This is a genomic window from Wolbachia endosymbiont (group B) of Ischnura elegans, from assembly GCF_947251585.1.
GTDB lineage: Bacteria > Pseudomonadota > Alphaproteobacteria > Rickettsiales > Anaplasmataceae > Wolbachia.
The window spans coordinates 173,602-193,093 of record NZ_OX366371.1 but is presented as its reverse complement, the minus strand read 5'-3'; the positions used below and the strand labels follow the sequence as shown (position 1 = coordinate 193,093).

At 33.6% G+C, this 19,492-nt stretch carries 15 protein-coding genes and 4 pseudogenes; 10 read left to right on the top strand and 9 right to left on the bottom strand.

Going from position 1 to position 19,492, the window contains the following annotated elements; genetic code table 11:
• Positions 1 to 68 precede the first annotated feature (68 nt).
• Both OPR58_RS00950 and OPR58_RS00945 read right to left on the bottom strand, forming a co-directional pair.
• Positions 69 to 1,196: pseudogene (locus OPR58_RS00950) on the bottom strand (IS256 family transposase).
• A gap of 79 nt (positions 1,197 to 1,275) precedes the next feature.
• A complete protein-coding gene (locus OPR58_RS00945; protein WP_265022794.1) occupies positions 1,276 to 1,653 on the bottom strand; it encodes a TraR/DksA family transcriptional regulator in 378 nt (125 codons plus the stop codon).
• A gap of 108 nt (positions 1,654 to 1,761) precedes the next feature.
• On the opposite strand from OPR58_RS00945, the gene OPR58_RS00940 reads away from it, so the two are divergent.
• Positions 1,762 to 2,409 carry a heme exporter protein CcmB gene (locus OPR58_RS00940; protein WP_007302672.1) on the top strand — a complete coding sequence of 216 codons (648 nt, stop codon included), beginning with the start codon at positions 1,762 to 1,764 and terminating at the stop codon, positions 2,407 to 2,409.
• A 78-nt stretch (positions 2,410 to 2,487) separates the two neighbouring features.
• Positions 2,488 to 3,316, top strand: a pseudogene (locus OPR58_RS00935) (IS630 family transposase).
• Between the two features lie 190 nt (positions 3,317 to 3,506).
• On the opposite strand, the gene OPR58_RS00930 reads toward OPR58_RS00935, so the two are convergent.
• Positions 3,507 to 4,217 (bottom strand): class II aldolase/adducin family protein, encoded by a 711-nt coding sequence (locus tag OPR58_RS00930; protein ID WP_139686912.1) that lies wholly within the window; start codon positions 4,215 to 4,217, stop codon positions 3,507 to 3,509.
• A gap of 235 nt (positions 4,218 to 4,452) precedes the next feature.
• On the opposite strand from OPR58_RS00930, the gene OPR58_RS00925 reads away from it, so the two are divergent.
• On the top strand, positions 4,453 to 5,052 hold the full coding sequence (locus OPR58_RS00925) for an AAA family ATPase (RefSeq protein WP_265022793.1): 600 nt from the start codon (positions 4,453 to 4,455) through the stop codon (positions 5,050 to 5,052).
• Between the two features lie 31 nt (positions 5,053 to 5,083).
• Positions 5,084 to 5,506: a DUF6444 domain-containing protein gene (locus OPR58_RS00920; protein WP_265022588.1), complete on the top strand. Its 423-nt coding sequence runs from the start codon at positions 5,084 to 5,086 to the stop codon at positions 5,504 to 5,506.
• A 70-nt stretch (positions 5,507 to 5,576) separates the two neighbouring features.
• Here the strand turns inward: OPR58_RS00920 and OPR58_RS00915 are convergent, their stop codons facing one another.
• A complete protein-coding gene (locus OPR58_RS00915; protein ID WP_264336652.1) occupies positions 5,577 to 6,542 on the bottom strand; it encodes an IS110 family RNA-guided transposase in 966 nt (321 codons plus the stop codon).
• A 213-nt stretch (positions 6,543 to 6,755) separates the two neighbouring features.
• On the opposite strand from OPR58_RS00915, the gene tnpC reads away from it, so the two are divergent.
• Positions 6,756 to 7,715: an IS66 family transposase gene (tnpC, locus tag OPR58_RS00910; protein WP_320109902.1), complete on the top strand. Its 960-nt coding sequence runs from the start codon at positions 6,756 to 6,758 to the stop codon at positions 7,713 to 7,715.
• A 103-nt stretch (positions 7,716 to 7,818) separates the two neighbouring features.
• On the opposite strand, the pseudogene ftsH reads toward tnpC, so the two are convergent.
• From ftsH to OPR58_RS00895, 3 genes and pseudogenes are all read right to left on the bottom strand, one after another.
• Positions 7,819 to 9,621: pseudogene (gene ftsH / locus OPR58_RS00905) on the bottom strand (ATP-dependent zinc metalloprotease FtsH); the annotation flags it as partial.
• A 12-nt stretch (positions 9,622 to 9,633) separates the two neighbouring features.
• A pseudogene (locus tag OPR58_RS00900) lies at positions 9,634 to 9,783 on the bottom strand (tRNA lysidine(34) synthetase TilS); the annotation flags it as partial.
• 57 nt (positions 9,784 to 9,840) lie between these two features.
• Positions 9,841 to 10,854, bottom strand: a complete 1,014-nt coding sequence (locus OPR58_RS00895; RefSeq protein ID WP_265022792.1) for an ATP-binding protein — start codon at positions 10,852 to 10,854, stop codon at positions 9,841 to 9,843.
• 236 nt (positions 10,855 to 11,090) lie between these two features.
• Here OPR58_RS00895 and OPR58_RS00890 point away from each other — a divergent pair, with 236 nt between their 5' ends.
• On the top strand, positions 11,091 to 12,050 hold the full coding sequence (locus OPR58_RS00890) for an IS5 family transposase (RefSeq protein WP_265022212.1): 960 nt from the start codon (positions 11,091 to 11,093) through the stop codon (positions 12,048 to 12,050).
• A gap of 52 nt (positions 12,051 to 12,102) precedes the next feature.
• On the opposite strand, the gene tilS is transcribed toward OPR58_RS00890, so the two are convergent.
• Positions 12,103 to 13,395, bottom strand: coding sequence for a tRNA lysidine(34) synthetase TilS (gene tilS / locus OPR58_RS00885; protein ID WP_265022791.1), 1,293 nt, complete (start codon positions 13,393 to 13,395; stop codon positions 12,103 to 12,105).
• A 142-nt stretch (positions 13,396 to 13,537) separates the two neighbouring features.
• Positions 13,538 to 14,017, bottom strand: coding sequence for an OmpA family protein (locus tag OPR58_RS00880; RefSeq protein ID WP_007302208.1), 480 nt, complete (start codon positions 14,015 to 14,017; stop codon positions 13,538 to 13,540).
• A 274-nt stretch (positions 14,018 to 14,291) separates the two neighbouring features.
• Here OPR58_RS00880 and OPR58_RS00875 point away from each other — a divergent pair, with 274 nt between their 5' ends.
• The 4 genes from OPR58_RS00875 to OPR58_RS00860 all read left to right on the top strand — a co-directional run bounded on the left by OPR58_RS00875 (position 14,292) and on the right by OPR58_RS00860 (position 19,478).
• The gene (locus tag OPR58_RS00875) at positions 14,292 to 15,710 is read left to right on the top strand and encodes a gluzincin family metallopeptidase (protein WP_264375088.1); all 1,419 of its coding nucleotides are present in this window, start codon (positions 14,292 to 14,294) and stop codon (positions 15,708 to 15,710) included.
• Positions 15,711 to 15,730: 20 nt separating this feature from the next.
• Positions 15,731 to 16,798 (top strand): rod shape-determining protein, encoded by a 1,068-nt coding sequence (locus tag OPR58_RS00870; protein ID WP_019236777.1) that lies wholly within the window; start codon positions 15,731 to 15,733, stop codon positions 16,796 to 16,798.
• Between the two features lie 227 nt (positions 16,799 to 17,025).
• A complete protein-coding gene (mnmA, locus tag OPR58_RS00865) occupies positions 17,026 to 18,138 on the top strand; it encodes a tRNA 2-thiouridine(34) synthase MnmA (RefSeq protein ID WP_265023149.1) in 1,113 nt (370 codons plus the stop codon).
• Positions 18,139 to 18,245: 107 nt separating this feature from the next.
• Entirely contained in the window at positions 18,246 to 19,478 is a 1,233-nt protein-coding gene (locus OPR58_RS00860; protein ID WP_265022790.1) for a WD1261 family protein, read from the top strand.
• Positions 19,479 to 19,492 lie beyond the last annotated feature (14 nt).

Here is a 19,492-nt window from a genome sequence, read left to right as displayed (position 1 = left end):
GATAACAATAAAAACAAGAAATTTAAACGTTCTATTTTTAACCTAGTATCCAGAATAAAAAGGGAGTGTTAAATAAACTGTGTCAACTCGATTTTTAACCTACCAGGAAAAAAGATATCAAGTTGAGAGATAGTTAAAGCCCAATCATGTATAGGCATAGTCCATTTCTCTCCTGCCTTCTTTATAGCACAATATACCTGTTTATACAAGGCATTTGTGCTGGTAAATGAGCCCTTAGTTTTAGTAAATTTTCTGATCTGTCTATGTAACCCTTCAATAGGATTTGTGGTATAAATTAACTTTCTTACAGGGCCGGAATATTTAAAATAACTAGACAGATTTTCCCAATTATTCTCCCAAAACTAAAGTATATTTTTCTCCCCATTTTTCCTCCAGTTCAAGTAAATAATTCTCGGCTATTTCTCTACTTGATATGTTTTTTTCAAATCATTCATGAAAACTTTTGCTCGATACATATTTCAGTGAATTTCTTATCTGATGTACTATACATTTCTGCTTTAGGAAATACGCTATTTATAGCTGTAGGAAAGCTTTTTAACACAAGCTATCAGAATATCATCTACTCCTCTCTCTTTTAGGTCATTTAGTACTCCCAACCAGAACTTCACTTTCAGCCAAATAAAAACCCAAAACTTCTTTTCTGCCATTTTGCTAATATGTTATACATACATTTGCTTACACAATGCCCGTCCTCCTTGACCTTAAAAAACCATGAACACTATTGGATATACAGATTGCAGCGGACGACTGCGCCATTCGTTGATTACCGGTAACAATTTGTCAGTAATACTTGATATCTCTGCTGCAGATATTTTATATTTCTTCTACATGCGATGCTATATCCCATGCCACTGGCATATGTACTTAAAACCTTTGCTTCAAGTTCGGTTGTTTGCCTTTTTCTGACTACTTGTGGCTCGAAACTTCCTTCTCTATCTCTTGGTGTCAATAGTTCAAATACTTGTCCGTAAAGTCTTTGAATTTCTTCGGTTGTTTTCTTCGCTTTCAGCCGACAAATGGTTTTCTATCTCGCCTTCCCTCTAGCAGTTTTTTATAAATGGTGTTAATGCTCCATCTCTTCCTGTCAATGGTCTTCCTTCTCGTATAGATGAGAAGATATTTGTTTCTAATTCTTTATAGTCTACCAAACCGGTAGTTGTGTTTGCTTGACTCATTGTCAAACCTCCATTTTTTTATCAATTTATTACTTTACTTCTCGGTTTGATACAGTTTATTTAACACTCCCGACAAGTTCTAATCATTAATGTTATACACGTTCTTTTCTTTTTCTATTCTCTCTTGTTCTTCAATACAATACATAGCAAGCGGATTAGCTTTAAGTCTTTCGACTCCTATTTCTTCTCCCGTTCCATCGCAGTAACCATAAATACCTAATTTTATTTTTTCCGACGCCTCCTTAATTTTTTCTTTTCTATCTTTTCGGCGCTTAATTAATTCTCCATTTTCACTATCAGAATAAATACTACTATCTTCTAGATCTTGTTTCTCCAGTTCAGAGAGTATTGATTGTAACTTTAAGCTAAAGTATTCCAGTTGTTTTACGTTCATATATTCTTCATTTTCTGAAGGAACGTAATCTTCCGGTAACTTTATTTTTATTAATTTTTCCATAGCATTATCAATAAAATATATTAAAACTTATATAACTTGTAAACACAAAAAATTATACTACCCTCAAAGTAAACACTATAATTTATAATAAACATTTAAAATCCTGGTATGATTAGTTTGGTAAAAAAATTAGTAATAAATGATAATAATCTTACTTATATAGTATGTATTTTTATTATAATGTTAAGTTTATCTTCATATACACTTGAAAACAACAGTAAACAAGAAGTCATATTAACATTAACATGGATATGTGCTACATTTGTTTTGCAGATCTCTACAAATAATTTATTTACATCTGATTATCATGATGGAATATTAGAGCAAATCTTTTTACAGCCACTCTCTTCTAGGCTGATAGTTGCTTATAAAATCTTCGCTCACTGGTTGTTATTTGGGTTACCGATTTCAGTGATTTCTTTCATGTTCAGCTTTGCAATTCTAGGCAATAATATTGAACATTCAATAGCAGTTGGAGTGTCTTTATTATTTAATACGCTGATAATCATTAATATTTCAGCTACTGGAAATGCATTGATGATTGGTCGAAATAACTTAGCATCAGGAGTGTCGCAAATTCTTGTTTTGCCAATGATAATGCCAACTTTTGTATATTTCAAATTGCTAACTCAATTTGAAAATTTATCCTTGAATATTTATACACTACTAATCACCATCTTAGTTTTTGTCATTTTAATTGTTAACAGCACTATAACTACTCACATAGCATTAAAATTTGCTGTGGAGCAGGATTGAAAAAACTTACTAGTTATAGCCCTTCTCATAATAGTCCAAAAAGAGTAAGATATGGATTGATAGTAGTGGAAGGTAAGGATGCCAGTAGCATATAGTTATGACTTAAGAAAAAAGGTAATGGAAGCATTGGATGAAGGAGAGAGTGGAGAAACTGTTGCCAAGAGATTTAAGATCGGAAAAACAACTTTATATGAGTGGAAGAAAAGACGTGAGAAAACGGGAGATTTTCAGTCAAAAAAGCCTGGAAGCGTGGCATAAAATTACCGACTGGAATGCATTTGCCGAATTTGCAAATGAGCAAGGTGGCAAAACTCAGTCAGAGATGCTGGGGCAATATTAGTAGACAAACAATTCATCGAGCACTTAAAAATATAGGATTCACAAGAAAAAAAAGACCTACGGATATAAAGAAAGAAATGAAGAAAAGCGAGCTCAATTTTCAAAGGTTATAGCAACAAAAGAACCTAAAGAATTAGTGTATATAGATGAGTCTGGCATTGATAACACTGAACCTATGGGTATTGCCAGAAAGGACAGCGGTTTTATGCCCTAAAATCTGGGAAGAAAACTCAACGAATTAGCATGGTTGCAGCCTTAAGTGGAAGAAAAATAATTGCTCCGTTAACCTTTGAAGGCCACTGCAATATGGATATCTTTAATAAATGGTTTGAGCAGTTTCTGACACCGATTTTGGAACCTGGACAAACTGTTATCCTTGATAATGCTACTTTTCATAAGTCTAATAAGATTTGCTAAAGGAGTTGGTGCAGAAATTTTATATCTTCCTCCATATTCTCCAGATTTTAACAAAATTGAACATTATTGGTTTGCTATAAAAAACAGAACCAGGAAAAACATTCCTTTATTCAAATCTTTTCGTCATGCTGTCGATTCTTCTTTCTTATGACCTTTTTGGACTATTATGGGAAGGGCTATATTTACTTGTATCTGCTTAGTTAAGGGTGTTAACTTAAGTAGAGATGGAGACATTAGACTTCTTACATGAATTGAAGAGTTACAGCGTGTGAAACCATTATTGGATTTCAGACTGGCTGGTTATGCAAGAAATCTAATATCTATCGAAGAGTCAGAAACTTTTATAACTTACCTTTAATCAACCTAACCCATGCGTGCCAATCTCTCTCACCAAGATTGCTTTCGAAAGACAGAAGATCCTTTACGGCTTTTGAGCAAATTTCTTCACTTGGAATTGACAACTCCCTATTCATTGCTAGCGTCAGGCATTGAGTTTTACAAGCTTGTTCTAAGTGATACGTATAAAACATTGCTTCTTGTATAGTCTGACCACATGTTATAGATCCATGATTGCGCATTAACATCACAAAATTTTCTTTCAAATCAGCTATTAATCTTTTTCCTTCTGTATCATCAAGTGCCAGGGAATTATAATCATGGTAAGATACCTTATTATAAAAGTGCAGCGCCCACTGACTTATTGGGAGTAATCCATCCTTGAGAGAAGAAACTGCTACAATAGAAGGTGTATGTAGATGAAAAATTGCTTGAATATCTTTCCTTGCTTGATAAATGAAGCCATGGATTACATAGCCAGTTTTATTATATTGATATTCTTTGCCTTCAATTATATTCCCATCAAACGATACTTTCATCAATGAACTTTCATCTACTTCATAAAAACGTATACCAAACGGATAAACATAAAATGACTTTTTATCTTCAGAACGTACAGAGAGATGAGTATACGTATGATCATCTAATTTAAGATAAGATAAAATTTGATAGGCGTTAACTAGGTCTCTTTTCAACTCACTATTTGTTAATAACATAGCTCTTGACTAAAATTTTCTAAAGATTTATACGTAAAAAAAAGTTTATTACAAACTAAAAGGTGAACCTACGTTAAAATACTAAGCACTTTTACTTGCCTTAGGTGATTAGAGTTTACATTTCTAGATTACATAGTATTTTAACTATAAAAACGACTTTTTATGTAATATTTCATATGTTTTAAAGCCTTGTTTTTATGTTATTATAATTGTAGGTTTTAATATTAAAAATAATATGATAAACGTTGACATAAAAAAACAGCTAACAAAATTTTTCATATATATCACTGGTCTTCCAGGAAGTGGTAAACTTTCTACAGCAATAGTATTATCTAGTATGATAAATGCAGTAATTGTAAGTGGACTTGAATATAATCAAACTTCCAAAGAAGCTCGAGATAGAATATATAACACTACACATGTTATGTTTCAGGCAATAGAAGCCTATCCTATTGACTCAAAAAATTATATATTTGTTGATGAATTAATTAAAAATAATGATTACAACATAAGAATATATAACTCAGTAGTAGAACTTAGTAAAAAAATGAGCACAAAAATCCTCCCTATAGTACTTAGGTGCAATCCATTGATATTACAAGAGCGTACTATATCAAAAAAGCAAAGAAAAAATAGGAAGGTTACTAATATAAATAGTATTAAATTTAGGGAGGAAGATTTATTTGTACCACAAAATGCTATAGAGGTAGAAAATTCAAATATGAGTATAAAAGAAGTAGCAGAAGAAATAGTAAGTCAAATGTACAAACTTGGCCAAATTAATGTAACCGTTCACGGAGATAAGGTGGTTTACAAAGTAAGTATAAAAGTGTAAAGAGATAGGAAGCTAAATATGGAATGGGTAAATGACAACAGTGCTGCAAGAAAAGGTTGTAGCAGAAAAGGCTAATCTCAAGGAAGAAATAAAAGCACTGATCAGAGAAAATGATAGCTTGAAAGCAAAAATAGTTGAATTAGAAGACAAATTGGGCTTAAATTCGCAAAATTCATCGCTGCCACCATCACGAGATATATATCGTAAGAAAGCAAAAAAGAAAAGTGATAAAAAACCAGGAGGTCAGCCAGGACATAAGGTGCATAAGCGTGAATTAATGGCTGCAGACGAGGTAGTGAGATGCACAATTGATACAATTTGTATGTGTGGAGGTAAGATTACTTTAGAAGATGAAATTATTCATCAGAAGGCAGAGTTGCCAGAAATTAAGCCAATTGTAACTGAGTACAGGTTGCAAAGAGGACATTGTAGCAGTTGTGTTAAAAGTCAATAGAAAAATTGATGTAGCTGTGAATAAGTACTTAAAATTTGTGTGGGCGTACTTATTCACAGCTATGCTATTGCTATATAGAAGCAGTTTTAGGGCTATACTCCTCAGTAAACAGTCTACCGTCTCTTACTAAAGAGTTAGCAAGGATAAGTAATTTTCTCATTGCAGCAGTAGAGGTAACTTTATATGGTTTTTTATATTGATTGTATAGCCTATCAAAGAAGATTTTTATATAAGAATTGTACCTTTGCGCACTAAGAATGCACATATGTAAAACCTTTCTAATTTGTGATCTACCACCCTGAATACACCTTTTTCCCTTACTAAAACCACTATCTCGATTAAAAGGTGCAACTCCGGAAAGGCTGGATATTTCTTTATGTTGGAGAGTTCCAAGCTCGGGTAGATAACAAATAAAAGTAATAGCTGTTATTGCACCTACACCAGGTATACTAGTTATTGACATGTACTTTTTTTTAAGCTCTTGATTTTTATCGACTAATTCCATTACCTCATCTTCTAAGACTTGAATTTGATTTTGTAAAACTGCAAGTAGCTCTTCCATTTGTTTGATTATAGATAAATCGGTTACTTGATGAGCTTGGGTTTTTTGTATTTTTGCTATTTCTACTAGTTGATTCCTGCGAGATAATTTTTGCTTCAAACAGTCAATACTACTAACTTTTAAAGGAGTGACACGCATGTCTGTATTACTAACATAACGTGAGATGATGCTACAGTCTATTTTATCAGTTTTAGTAGCAATACCAAGGCTTTTTGCATAATCTCTCACCCATCTTGGTTGAATGACATATACTTCAAAACCATGGCTTAATAAAGTATAAGCACATAATTTTTCGTACCCACCAGTTGCTTCAAGTCCAACTTTGGTTACGTTATGTAAACGCAAAAAGTCGATTATTTGATCAATAGCTTGAACGTTATTTTCAAATACTTTATGATGTCCAAGTGGATGAATATGGATATCTAGTTTATTTTTGCTAATATCAATGCCAGTAATAATATTTGATAAATTCATAATCCCTCCATAAATAATGTGTATACTGCATTTTCCACCCTTATATACGAGCCTAAAAGCTCAACCAGTTGTTCGGAACTTTCAGTATAATAAACCAGAGAGGAGAACCTTGCTGCAAAACGGTCCTTATGACCAAGAGTATGTACGGTTCCTCCTCTCTGCGTGTCTTTATACCGCCATTTCGTGACATTTATAAAGACTTGTTTTTAACATATAAGAGTATGTAATAAAAGAATTACAGCAAATTTACCCGAAGGTGTTGCAAGAGATTTTCTAGGACCCAATGCTAAAACAGTTATAAGCAGCCTTAGCGGCTTTTTTATTAACTCAAAAAGAGAGGTACAGCAAATTTTGGGCAGTATTTTTAATCTAAATATAAGCCTTGGTTTAGTCTCAAATACTGAACGCAGGGTATCGAAGAAGTGTGCATCTGAATATGAGAAAATGAAGGAAGAGTTGCAAGGAAGCGAGTATTTGCATATAGACGAAACAGGGCACAGAAATCAAGGAAAGAGAGGCTGGAGTTGGGTAATAACAAACAAAGCGTTGACACTTCTGAAGGTAAGCGAGTCTCGTGGTAAGAAGGTGTTGAAGAGTTTACTGCCAGAATATGATGGTATAGTTGTGAGCGATAGATACGCTGTATACAATTACTTCAATCGTGAAAATAGACAGATATGTTGGGCACATCTGGCAAGAGATTTTGAGAGATTTGCCCATAGTAAAAATGTTGAAGTGAGCAAAATTGGCCAAGCACTAAAATCGCTCAGCAATAAGGTGTTTGTAGTAGATAAGGCAAAAAAACAAAATTTGATAGATAATTTGAGATTTTATCGACTGGTGCGAAAAATTCGGAAAAGGGTAAAACATTTTTTACGTAAAATGACGAGGGTTGCAAATAGCACTCAAGCTTCAAGAATGGCCGCTAAGATGTTACGATCTGAGGATATGATGTGGAAGTTTTTAAGAAAACCTGAAGTGATAGAAACAACTAATAACCTTGCAGAACGGCAAATTAGACGGTACGTAATTTATCGTAAAAACAGCTTTTTCACCTGGTCAGAACGTGGAGAAAGATTCGTGGAAAGAATGTTGTCGATATTTTTGACATCACGTCTAAATGGCCAGAACCCCTTTCAAAAGCTACAGAATCTAGTAGCTGTCACTGCTTAGTTCTTTAATTCATTCTCACAATCCGTGAACGGTTACAAAAATTTTTGTTTTAGCGGTTAAATAAAGCCAGATCTTATTAGAGAGAGGATCTTCTTATCTCTTCTTTACCTTCATTTTCATTTCTAACAATTTTTTTTCCACTTAATATGTCTCTTATTTCATCTCCTGTTAAAGTTTCAAACTCCAGTAGATTTTCAGCAATGAGCTCCAAGTCTTTCCTACGCTTGGTTAAAATGTCTTTTGCTTTTTCATAGCAAGAAAATACGACTTTCTTTACTTCCTCATCTATAAGTCTTAACGTATCTTCAGAAATTGTCTCAGAATCATGTGTGATTTGTTCGCGATTATGATAGATCGGACCTATTTTGTCGCTCATTCCCCATTTTGTCACCATAGAACGTGATAAATCTGATGCTAGTTTTATATCTGAAGATGCACCACTTGTGACTTTATCATAGCCAAAAATTAGCTCTTCTGCCACACGTCCACCCATTGCAACAGTTATATCTGCTAGCATCTTTTCTCTTGTGAGGGACACTCTATCTGTTTCTGGTAGTCTCATAACTAAACCGAGTGCTCTACCACGTGGAATAATTGTTGCTTTGTGTATAGGATCAGAAGCAGGCATATTAACTGAAACTACTGCATGACCAGCTTCATGGTAAGCAGTAAGCTTTTTTTCTTCTTCTGTAATGACTAAGGACCTTCTTTCCATGCCCATCATCACTTTATCACGTGCATACTCAAAATCATCCATGGTAACAATTTTCTTATTTCTTCTTGCAGCAATAAGCGCAGACTCATTCACTAAATTTGCTAGATCAGCCCCTGAAAAACCTGGCGTTCCCCTCGCAACTGTTTTTACGTTTACATCTGGTGCTATCGATATTTTCTTTATATGCGTATTTAATATTCTCTCACGCCCATTTATATCAGGTAAAGAAATAGTAATCTGTCGGTCAAAACGACCAGGTCTAAGTAGTGCTGGATCTAGGACGTCTGGACGGTTAGTTGCAGCAATTATTATCACACCTTCATTAGACTCGAAACCATCCATCTCAACCAGTAACTGGTTTAATGTTTGTTCCCTTTCGTCGTTACCGCCACCAAGACCGATGCCGCGATGCCTACCTACTGCATCTATTTCGTCTATGAAAATTATACAAGGAGCATTTTTCTTACCTTGATCAAACATATCCCGGACACGGCTTGCACCAACACCGACAAACATTTCAACGAAATCAGATCCAGAAATACTAAAAAACGGTACATTAGCTTCACCTGCAATTGCACGAGCAAGTAGAGTTTTACCAGTTCCAGGGGAACCAATTAAAAGGCATCCTTTTGGTATCTTCCCACCTAACACTTGAAATTTTTGCCTTTGTTTAAGAAAATCAACAATTTCAACCAACTCTTCTTTTGCTTCATCAATCCCAGCAACATCATCAAATGTCACTTTTTTTCCAGTAGTCATAAGCCTAGCTTTTGATTTGCCAAAGCTTATAGTTCTATTACCTCCTGCTTGCGTTTGTTTAAAAAGGAAAAGTAATAAACCGATAAAGATAAGGGTCGGAACCCATTGAATAAGTAATCCACCAATTATACCTATTGCAGAGTCTCCAATTGAAAAGGAGAACTTCACTTTCCTATCATGCAAACTTTTTATTAAGTCACTATATATAACACCACTTGAGTTAAAGGCTGACCCATCCCTAAACTTCCCTTCGATACTTTGGTTTCTTATTGTAATATTTTCTATATCATTATCTTCTAGTCTAGTTAAAAATTCTGAAAAAGGTATGGTTGTTTTACTCTTACCTATACTTCCGCTAAATTGAATATAAGCAACTGAAATAAGAACAATAATCACTAACCAGATCAATAAGCCTTCTAAAAATTTTTTCATTTACATTTCTAATTAAATACTAATCGAGCTTACCAAATTTTGTTCTATCGTGCTATTAATAATGCATCGAATCTTATCATCACCGTATTTTTCCGTTGTAATTTACATCAGGATAAGCAACCACCTTTCCATTTTTTTCACTGTTGGAAAAGAGTAGTAAACTTTAGAAAAATAATTACAAATTTAAAAAATTGTTTTTCACTGCAATAAGTATATGTGTTATGTACTGGTAAGATGCTGCTGCATATAATTTTCTACAGCAGGTTGTAGTAATGCACTTATTACATTATTACCTGTATTGCTCGCTTTTCTATTCTTGAATTTTTTATGTGTACTATTAAACTCTTCAAGTGCTTTTGTAAAATTACCCATGCTAACAACAGGTTCTTCCATTTTTTGCTCTTGAGTACGCCTTACAGTATTATGCTTGGCCTCATTTACTAAATTAGATAACTCAGCACCTGAATAGCCTTCAGTTTTTTCTGCAATTTCTTTAAGGTTTAGATCTGATCCAACTGGCACATTCTTCATATAAAGATCTAATATCTTTTCTCGTGAGCCCAATTCTGGTAGGGGAATATAGATATGCTTAGAAAAACGGCCAGGCCTAAGAAGCGCTTCATCTAAAACTTCACGACGATTAGTTGCAGCAATTACTATTATACCCTTGCTAACATTAAAACCATCCATTTCAATCAATAATTGGTTTAAAGTTTTATTATGGTCCTCGTTTATAGCTCTATTAGATTGGCTCCTAGAGTCAATAAGTTCTGAACCGATAGAATCTATCTCATCTATAAAAATTACACAAGGAGCCTTTTTTCTTGCTGTTTGAAAAAGTTCTTGTATATTGTGTGCACCTTGATTAACAAATTGACCAGCAATAATAGCTCCGGAAGTGGAAAAAAACGGAAGCTTAGCTTCACCTGCAACAGCGCGAGCAAGAAGTGTTTTACCATTTCCTGGTGGACCGTGTAAAAGGTAACCTTGTGGTGGCTTAAAGCCAACTTTTTCAAACATTATTTTTGTCTCTTGTGATATAATATCACAAATCATTCGTAACTCTTCTTTTACTTCATCTGATACTATAACATCGTTAAACGTTACTTCTTGCTTACTTTGCTCAACTTCTATTACTTTAGATGGTTTCATTAAATAGATAACAAAACCTAATACAGCTGCAGTGCATATTACTGAACATGTCACTACAGCAGATGTTATAATAATAGGCATGAAGGATATAGTGGCCGCAGCAGCTTTAATTAAAAAAAAAGAACATACATAAGATAAATAAAAGCAGCGATTGTTAGACATAATAAAACAAATTTAAAAAACCTTGCCCCACTCATTGTAATCCTTAATGGCTTTGTTGCATAGCTAGTGTTGGTTGAGGTTATTGTAAGGAGAAAAGCTTATGGTTACTAACGCATTTTGTTGTAAAATAGGCATTTTTCAAACAAGTATAACTTATGCCACAAAAAATGAGAGTAAGTAACCAAAGAGAATATAATGAGTTTCTAAAAAAAAGAGGAAATGTTTTTCATTTTGTTAATCAAGCCATAGAAAATTGGTATGAAAATAGTCCAAAAGTTGCAGGTGGCAATAACACTTATAGTGATAAAGTTGTAATTTTAATACACATAATAGTTCATCTTTTTAGAATTGGCTTGAGACAAGCTGTAGGTTTTGTAAAAGGTTATATGGTACAAATAGGCAAAAAACTTAAGATTATCAGCTATACACAAGCTTCCAGAAGATTTAAAAAGCTTAATTTGAAGATTGATGACCATAGAAGCAATAAAGATGATCTGGAAAATGTTGAAATTGCCGTAGATAGCACTAGAGTTAGTATCTACAATAATAACGGTGGGCATAGTAAGCTTAATATTCGAAAAAGAAAATACAGTGGTTATGGTCAAGTAAGAAAATTACATGTTATTTTAAACATAAATGATAAGAAAGCAATAAGCATGAACTACACTAGTGGTGTTGCTGTAGACTATTTGCCGGTCTGCGATATGTTAGAAGAAGTCAGTGATAAATATAACATTTGTTCTATTCGAGCAGATGCGGCTTATGATATAAAAAGTGTGTATAAAGAATGCAGAAAATACAATATTGTGCCTATTATTCGCCCTAGGAAGGATACTAAAATTTGTTTAGCTGACTACTTATCAGAAAGAAACAAGTATATTAGTAGAATTAGGTCATATGAGAATTATGAAGATGGTATTAATGAATGGAAGAAAAAAGTTAAGTATGGAGCACGGTCTTATATTGAAGTCTTTTTCTATAGGTTGAAGCAAATATTTGGGTTTGGCTTGAAAAATAAATCAGAGGTAAATCGTGAAAAAGAGCTGTTAATTAAGTGCTACTTACTGAACAAATTTACTGATATTGGTATGGCTAAATTTAAATTAGCTGCGTAAGTTCATTGTGATTTACATGCCTATCAGTGCTATGCAACAAAGCCATCCTTAATTAAACATCAATTAACTTTAGCAAATTTTCCTTTATTATGCTAGTGATAAAATATTTAATCTCATCATCACCAATATGCTTGCTATCATGTTTTATACATGGATAAGCAAGCATCTTTCCATCTTTTTGTACTGTAGGCAAAGAATAGTAAACTTCAGAGCAATAATCATAATTTTTTAGAAATTCAGGGATTTTTTGTGTTTTTTTTAGCGGAGCAATAGTTACTGAACACTCCTGATCTCCAAATATTGTGCAGCTAAACCTGTTATCCCATTCAATAGAACCATTTAATGGTAAGTGTACAGTAATTTCCTGTATATTTGACGATTCTCTCATTATCAAAATACTTTCTCCATATTTTCTTATTTTGCATCCATAGAGTGTGCAATTAACATCACTATTTTGTTGCAATATTCTATTAAATATTGCGATAAGGCTACGGTACCTTGGTTTATAGTGCTTGTTGACAATTGCCATTATAGAATAAAGAAGAAGCCTTAAAGCTATTTCCTCTGGCAGTTTATAAAGTTCATCTAGTTTAATTTCAATATAACCAAGATCATGAATATTAACGCAGTCATTAAGTGCAAGGCGTGTGTAGTGCATCAACGCTTTTGCAGCTCTTTTCATATGAAGGGCTGTGAGGCATATTCGCTCTGTTAAAATCTCTTGATTGTCACTTGCTTTAAGTAAGTTACGGTATAAAGTTCGTCTGTATTTTAAGTCATAATTGCTTCTATCTTCGATCCATTTTAACCGGTGAAGATTAGCGTACTTTTCTATTTCACTACGACTAAAATTTAACAACGGCCTAAATATATAAATACCATTTAAGAAAGATTTGTAATCCATTGATGATAATCCATCTACTCCACTACCTCGCTCCAATCTTAATAAGAACGTTTCTGCTTGATCATCTTTGTGATGAGCAACGAGCAAACATTTAACATTATTGTTTTTACACCACTCTGCTAGTAACTTATATCGTGCTTTTCGTGCCTGTAACTGAATATTACCTTTAATATTTTGCTTCTCCCAATTTAATATGAACGATTCCTTTGCTCCAAGTTCTTTTGCATAACTTATAACAAAATCAGCTTCTTTTTGAGACTCTGAACGTAACCCATGATTTACTGTTAATGCTATAGGAAGTGAAAGCTTGTTTTTTTTTGCCCAGTTAGTCATTAAATGCAGTAAGACTATACTATCTACACCACCTGATACTGCAACTGCGATTTGGTTATGGAAAGCAAAACTATTAGCTATATTTTGAAATAATAACTCTAATTTCATTATGTTTCTTGATGGCCAGATAGTCTCTACGTCATACAGCGACTTATTTGTGGTATATATAGATCCCGCTAACAAGCAGCGGAATTGCTCTCTTTTGTCATCCCAGTGCTTGACACTGGGATCCAGGTTTTAATGCAAGAAACTACTTCTTTATTCCAGAAAATGAAAATTCCACTCTACGATTTTTAGCATGCTCTTTTTCATATTTAGAATTTCTAGAATCATCTTTTACATTAACCAAAGGCTCAGTTTCACCTTTAGAAGCAGTTTTTATTCTATTTTCTAGATAAGGTGTACAGCTGACCATAAATTTTTTAGCTGCATCTGCTCTTCTAGCTCCTAGTGCAAGATTATACTCGTGAGAACCACGATTGTCAGTATGACCAGTTAAAGTGACCTTTGCGTCAGGATTATTTTGTAACACTTCCATCACGTCAAGTAATGCATCTGCACTCACTTCACTGATACTAGATTCATCATAACCAAAGAAAACTCTTTTATCACCTATCTGCTTAACAACAGCATTCATTTTATTTGTCGTATTTACTCCTTTTTTAGGGCAAGAACTTACACCAGTAAGCAGTAAACAAAAACAACACATTATAATCAGTCTACTCCACATCACTAAACCTCCATAAATTTAAAATATAGTGCGTAATTTTAATTTTAGTACTAATAATCCCTCTATACTAGAATAGAGTCAAGGGAAATAAAATACTAAATGTTTTCTTTACAATCTTATAATTAATTTTCTGATAAGATGCTCAATTCTTAGCAATGAAGTACAATAAAAGAATAAAAATACAATTTTTTATTGTACTTTAAGCAAATATACTTTTAACTTTATTATTAATCTATTACGATATTAAGCAGATGTTTCAAAGCAATGAATAAAAATGAGATCTTATAAGTTTTTAGAGGAAGTATTACATAAGGTAAGGAATATCGAAAACACACTAAAACTACTAAGCAAAAGCCAATTGAATGTAGAGGACAAAGTTGAACAAATGTGTCTTCTAGAGGAAATCAGACATGAAATTATCTCTCATGATGCAATAAAGGAATCATTAGCGAATGCTCTTAGGAATAAAAAGAGTGCTAATATTCAGCAGCTAAAGTTAATAGAGGGGATACACAAAAGCAGCAGTGCTATTCCTGTTGATTTAGTAAAATCTTTGTCCAAAGCTAAGATTGAATGCCAAAACTTATGGAGGCTAACTAATTCTGAAATTAGTAACTTAGAAAAGCTGAAAGAATGCTTTACTAACCTAATTAAGCTTACTCGTGAAGCAGCTTCTATAAAATCGCAGCAATTAAAGCGCTCAAACTATGAGTCATTGCTTGCTGACTATGACTCTAATATCACAGAAAAGAACATAAAGGAAATATTTCCTAAGCTAGGTAAATTTTTTAGTGAAAATGTAGAGAAAGTAACTCAAAAGCAGAAGAAGGATAAGGTTACTAATATACAAAAAGTTACGGTTCAGAGACAGATTGAACTTGGTTCCTTATTCTTACAGCAAATGAGTGTTACACCAAATGAGATTTCCATTTCTTATTACGATTCTATCGATTATGATGAATCTGACCTTTGTTATGGTTTATTTTTACTTTTACGGCATACTGGTTATGCAATTCATCAAAAATGTTTAGCGCAAAATTCTATAAAGAGCTCAATTACAAAACATATTATGTATGAAACTCAAGGGTTATTCATGGAAAGGATCATTGGAACATCCAGAGAATTTATTGAGTTCATTCAACCACACATAAAGGAGAAACTTTCTACAAAAGGCAAAATTAATAGTAGTGTTGAAAATTTGTATTTGATTTTCAATAAAGTAAATCTTTCATCTTTTTTGAAGAATGCGGATGAATTTAGTTTATTGGCTCACATTATGCTAAGAACTAAATTAGAACAAGATCTAATAAATGGTACGTTAGAAGTTAAAGATCTACACGATAAATGGTTGGAAGGTATGAAGCATTACAAGATTTCAGTAAAAGCTAAAAATGAGCTAGACACTTATTTTCAAGATGAGTATTGGATAAGTGGTGTTATAGGCTACTTTCCTATTAAAGTCATAGCGTTAATCGCTGCTGTGCAGTTTTTTTCTTTCATTAAGAAAAATCATTACGAATTTTTAGATTCTATAGTAAAAGGAGATTTCAGTTTACTTATCGATTGGTTCTCTAAAAATGTATATAGTGCAAATTATGGCTTTTTGGAACAGCTAAAAAAGGTAACAGGTAGGGATTTAGATATTGAGTGCTACACTAGTTACTTATCTGAAAAGTATAATTTGTCTCAATAAATGGTTTTCTTGAGTTGTGTATGAGTTTTGTTCAGAATTTAATCAGAAATTTTTTTACTTTCAAAGGTTTATTTGCTAGCGATATTGCTATAGATCTTGGTACTGCAAATACTTTAGTTTATCAGAAAAATCAGGGGATAGTGCTTGATGAACCCTCAGTTGTAGCAAGAGTAAAAGAAAAAGGAAGTTACGTTCCTTATGCTTTTGGCAAAAAAGCTAAGATGATGCTCGGAAAAACACCTGGAGAAATAGAAGCGATAAGGCCCTTGAAAGACGGAGTTATTGCTGATTTTAAAAGCGCGGAAGAAATGTTAAAATATTTCATACGCAGCGCAAACACAAGATTCACTGTTAATAAGCCTAGTATTATCATATGTGTTCCATCTGGATCTACCCCAGTTGAAAGGCGTGCTATACAAGATGCAGCAGAAAGTGCTGGTGCAAATGAAGTATTCTTAATTGAAGAACCAATGGCTGCAGCAATTGGGGCTGGACTTCCAGTTACCGAACCTGAAGGTTCTATGATTGTTGACATAGGAGGTGGTACAACTGAAGTTGCAATTATTTCTTTAGGTGGAATTGTTTATTCACGTTCTGCCAGAGTAGGTGGCGATATTATGGATGAGGCAATAAAGTCATACATTCGTGAAAATCATAAGTTATTGATTGGCGAAACAACTGCTGAAAAAATTAAGAAAAACGTCGGTTCAGCCAGTCTGCCAGTTGAAAACAACAAAGAGGGAATGATAATTAAAGGCAGGGATTTAGTGAGTGGTATGCCAAAAGAAATGCTTTTATCAGAATATCAAGTTGCAGAGAGCCTAATAGAGCCTGTACATCAGATAATTTCTGCTATTAGAACTGCACTGGAGAGTACTCCACCTGAACTTTCTTCTGATATAGTTGATAGAGGAATAATTTTATCTGGTGGAGGTGGGTTATTGCGCAACTTGAGTAAAGTTATTAGTGAAACAACAAAATTACCAGTTCGTGTTGCAGATGATCCACTTTGTTGTGTTGCCCTGGGTAGCGGAAAAGTACTTGAAAACATGGACTATTTTGGCCATGTTTTATTCAAGCAAGATTAAATTGTTTTTGAAGGCAGTTTATCGAATTGTTTTGATGGAATTATGTAATATAAGTGAGATCCCAGTGTCACGCATCAAGTAATTTAAAGGCAACTTCCAGCAGGAAGGGGTGTCATCCCAGCGCTTGACACTGGAACTTGACTACAAATAAGTACGCTGTTTCGATGAAATTGTGTAATAGAAACTGGATTCCAGTGCTTGACACCAGGTTTGTGTTTATAAATTATATGCTAAAAGAATTTGAAATTGAACCTTTATTAAAAGATAAAGCTCCGCATCAAACTAAGGCTATTGTTGCAATGTCCGGGGGAGTTGATAGCTCCGTTGCTGCAGCACTGCTGTATAACCTTGGGTACGAAGTGATAGGTGTGACTCTTCAGCTATATGGCACTGATGGCAATGCTAATGCAAGAAAAGGTGCATGCTGCGCTGGACAAGATATTTATGACGCCAAACGCGTAGCTGAAAGTGTTGGCTTTCCTCATTATATTTTAAATTACGAAGAAACATTTAAAAAGGAAGTAATAGAAGATTTTGCGAATACTTACATGCGTGGGGAAACCCCCATACCATGTGTAAGATGTAACCAAACAGTCAAATTCCGTGATCTATTGCAAGTCACAAAAAATCTTGGTGCGGATGTGCTCGTAACAGGACATTACGTAAGAAGATTAGAAGAAAATGGTGAGGTAAAGTTGTGCAGAAGTATTGATAAAAGTAAAGATCAAAGTTATTTTTTGTTTGCTACAACTGAGGAGCAGTTAAAGCTTTTGCGATTTCCACTAGGTGGGTTCTATAAAAGTGATATAAGAAAATTAGCAAAATATTTTAGCTTACAAATCTCTGAAAAGCCGGATAGTCAAGATATATGCTTTGTTTCCGAAAGCTATAGTAAAACAATAGCTAAATTAGCTCCACAATCTGTACAGAAAGGTAAAATAGTAGATATTCATGGAAAAGTGCTAGGTGAGCACAGCGGCATAGTAAATTTTACAGTGGGCCAGAGAAGAGGCCTCTGCATTGCACACAGTGAGCCTCTTTATGTAGTAAGAATTAATACAGAAAATAATGAAGTTGTAGTAGGCCCGATCAATGCTCTAATGCAAAAAAAGATATTGGTCAAAGAGTTAAATTGGTTAGAACAACCAAAAGAAGGCATGGAAGTAACTGTGAAGCTTAGGTCATCACATGCAGGAAGCTTAGCGACAATACATTCGACTGACGAAAAAAATAAAGCCTGTGTAATTTTAAACGACGATTACTTTGGCATCAGTCCAGGTCAAGCCTGTGTAGCGTATAAAGATGAGCAAGTAATTGGCGGTGGATGGATATGCTCTTAACTTGGTGGTTTAATTTTTTAATGCAGAATGTAAACATACAATAATATTTATTGCTATTTTGCCATGTATCCCTTATACTATAAAGTAGAACATTATAGGTTTTAGCAATGGTTAAGGAAGTTGAAGAACTAATAAAAATTGTTGGTAAGGGTAATTTATTAGAGGCCTTGTTTATTTTTTTAGGCGGTTTTCAACATGCTAACTTAACTGGTAAAATAGACCATAGAAACCATATTGGTTTGTCTTCATTCGTTAGAAAAAAAGAGGAATCATTAGATAAATATTTTAACTTACAATTTAGTCTACAAGGGTTGTTCTTAATTTATACTCAAGCTTATAAAATTTTAAGCGGAAGTAATAATCTGAGCACTCAAGATATCATAGATGAAATATATAAAGTTATTAAGGAGTCTGAGTTAGGTAAAGACATACACGAAGTAGTAGATGGAAGAAAATTAGATTTACTTAACGTTTTGGCAAATCCAAAAAGAGAATCAATATTTAAAGCAGTAGAAGATTTTGAAAATAAGGTGCTTATTGATGTTAGAAGGTTGTTAAGTGAAGAAAATGCATTAAACGAATATGATAGAGAATTTACCTTAAATCAATGCATTATTGACTTCTATTATTCTATTCACAACATAAAAGTAGATAAAGATATAGCATTGTTCTTTTCTTTGGGTAGTCATTATAAAAAACTTTCGTCATCTAACAAAACAGTAAAAAGAGAAGTATCAGAGATATGTGAAGATCCATTAATAGTGAGCTATATAATGCTCTTAGCTAGCTCACTACAAAGGATCGAGCTATCAAGTAGAGATGGAACCATCGAATATACAATCGATCATGAGGATGTGGATCGACAAGAGAGAGCATTAAAAATGGATGGATTAATATATCCTAAGAATACAAAAAACACCCTGGAGCAACTGTTAAAAAACCAAAACAGTGATGAATTTGAACAATTAGTAACAAGCCCTAAAAATATATACTACTCAGTGCCACAAGAAGAGAATAAATGTAGGCCAAATTTCATTGTCAGCAAGAAAAATCATAAAAACACAGTCTGTAAACTTATTTTAGGTATGTTTGTATTGTCTGTTGGGTTATATGTTGCTGATTATTTCCTTATGGAGCAAAAATTATTTAATCCAATAAAAGGTGTCCTACCACAGGATAATTTTGCTAATCTAGTAATTGCTGCAATGCTTACTATCGTAATAGTATATGCCTTATCTCAATTATTGAAACCACCACAGGAACCACCACTTTCAACAGTCGATGATGTGCGGAAGAAAAAATTAGAACCGCTCCATGCAAATAAGCTCAGAACTACATAAATGTGGCAACTTAA

Excerpts from the sequence above, each read along its gene's own strand:
- mnmA (WP_265023149.1), top strand. The coding sequence starts at position 17,026 with ATGCTAAAAGAATTTGAAATTGAACCTTTATTAAAAGATAAAGCTCCG.
- OPR58_RS00870 (WP_019236777.1), top strand. The coding sequence starts at position 15,731 with ATGAGTTTTGTTCAGAATTTAATCAGAAATTTTTTTACTTTCAAAGGT.
- OPR58_RS00880 (WP_007302208.1), bottom strand. The coding sequence starts at position 14,017 with ATGTGGAGTAGACTGATTATAATGTGTTGTTTTTGTTTACTGCTTACT.
- OPR58_RS00875 (WP_264375088.1), top strand. The coding sequence starts at position 14,292 with ATGAGATCTTATAAGTTTTTAGAGGAAGTATTACATAAGGTAAGGAAT.
- OPR58_RS00895 (WP_265022792.1), bottom strand. The coding sequence starts at position 10,854 with ATGCCTATTATTATAACATCTGCTGTAGTGACATGTTCAGTAATATGC.
- OPR58_RS00890 (WP_265022212.1), top strand. The coding sequence starts at position 11,091 with ATGCCACAAAAAATGAGAGTAAGTAACCAAAGAGAATATAATGAGTTT.
- OPR58_RS00925 (WP_265022793.1), top strand. The coding sequence starts at position 4,453 with ATGATAAACGTTGACATAAAAAAACAGCTAACAAAATTTTTCATATAT.
- tilS (WP_265022791.1), bottom strand. The coding sequence starts at position 13,395 with ATGAAATTAGAGTTATTATTTCAAAATATAGCTAATAGTTTTGCTTTC.
- OPR58_RS00930 (WP_139686912.1), bottom strand. The coding sequence starts at position 4,217 with ATGTTATTAACAAATAGTGAGTTGAAAAGAGACCTAGTTAACGCCTAT.
- OPR58_RS00860 (WP_265022790.1), top strand. The coding sequence starts at position 18,246 with ATGGTTAAGGAAGTTGAAGAACTAATAAAAATTGTTGGTAAGGGTAAT.
- OPR58_RS00940 (WP_007302672.1), top strand. The coding sequence starts at position 1,762 with ATGATTAGTTTGGTAAAAAAATTAGTAATAAATGATAATAATCTTACT.
- OPR58_RS00920 (WP_265022588.1), top strand. The coding sequence starts at position 5,084 with ATGACAACAGTGCTGCAAGAAAAGGTTGTAGCAGAAAAGGCTAATCTC.
- OPR58_RS00915 (WP_264336652.1), bottom strand. The coding sequence starts at position 6,542 with ATGAATTTATCAAATATTATTACTGGCATTGATATTAGCAAAAATAAA.
- OPR58_RS00945 (WP_265022794.1), bottom strand. The coding sequence starts at position 1,653 with ATGGAAAAATTAATAAAAATAAAGTTACCGGAAGATTACGTTCCTTCA.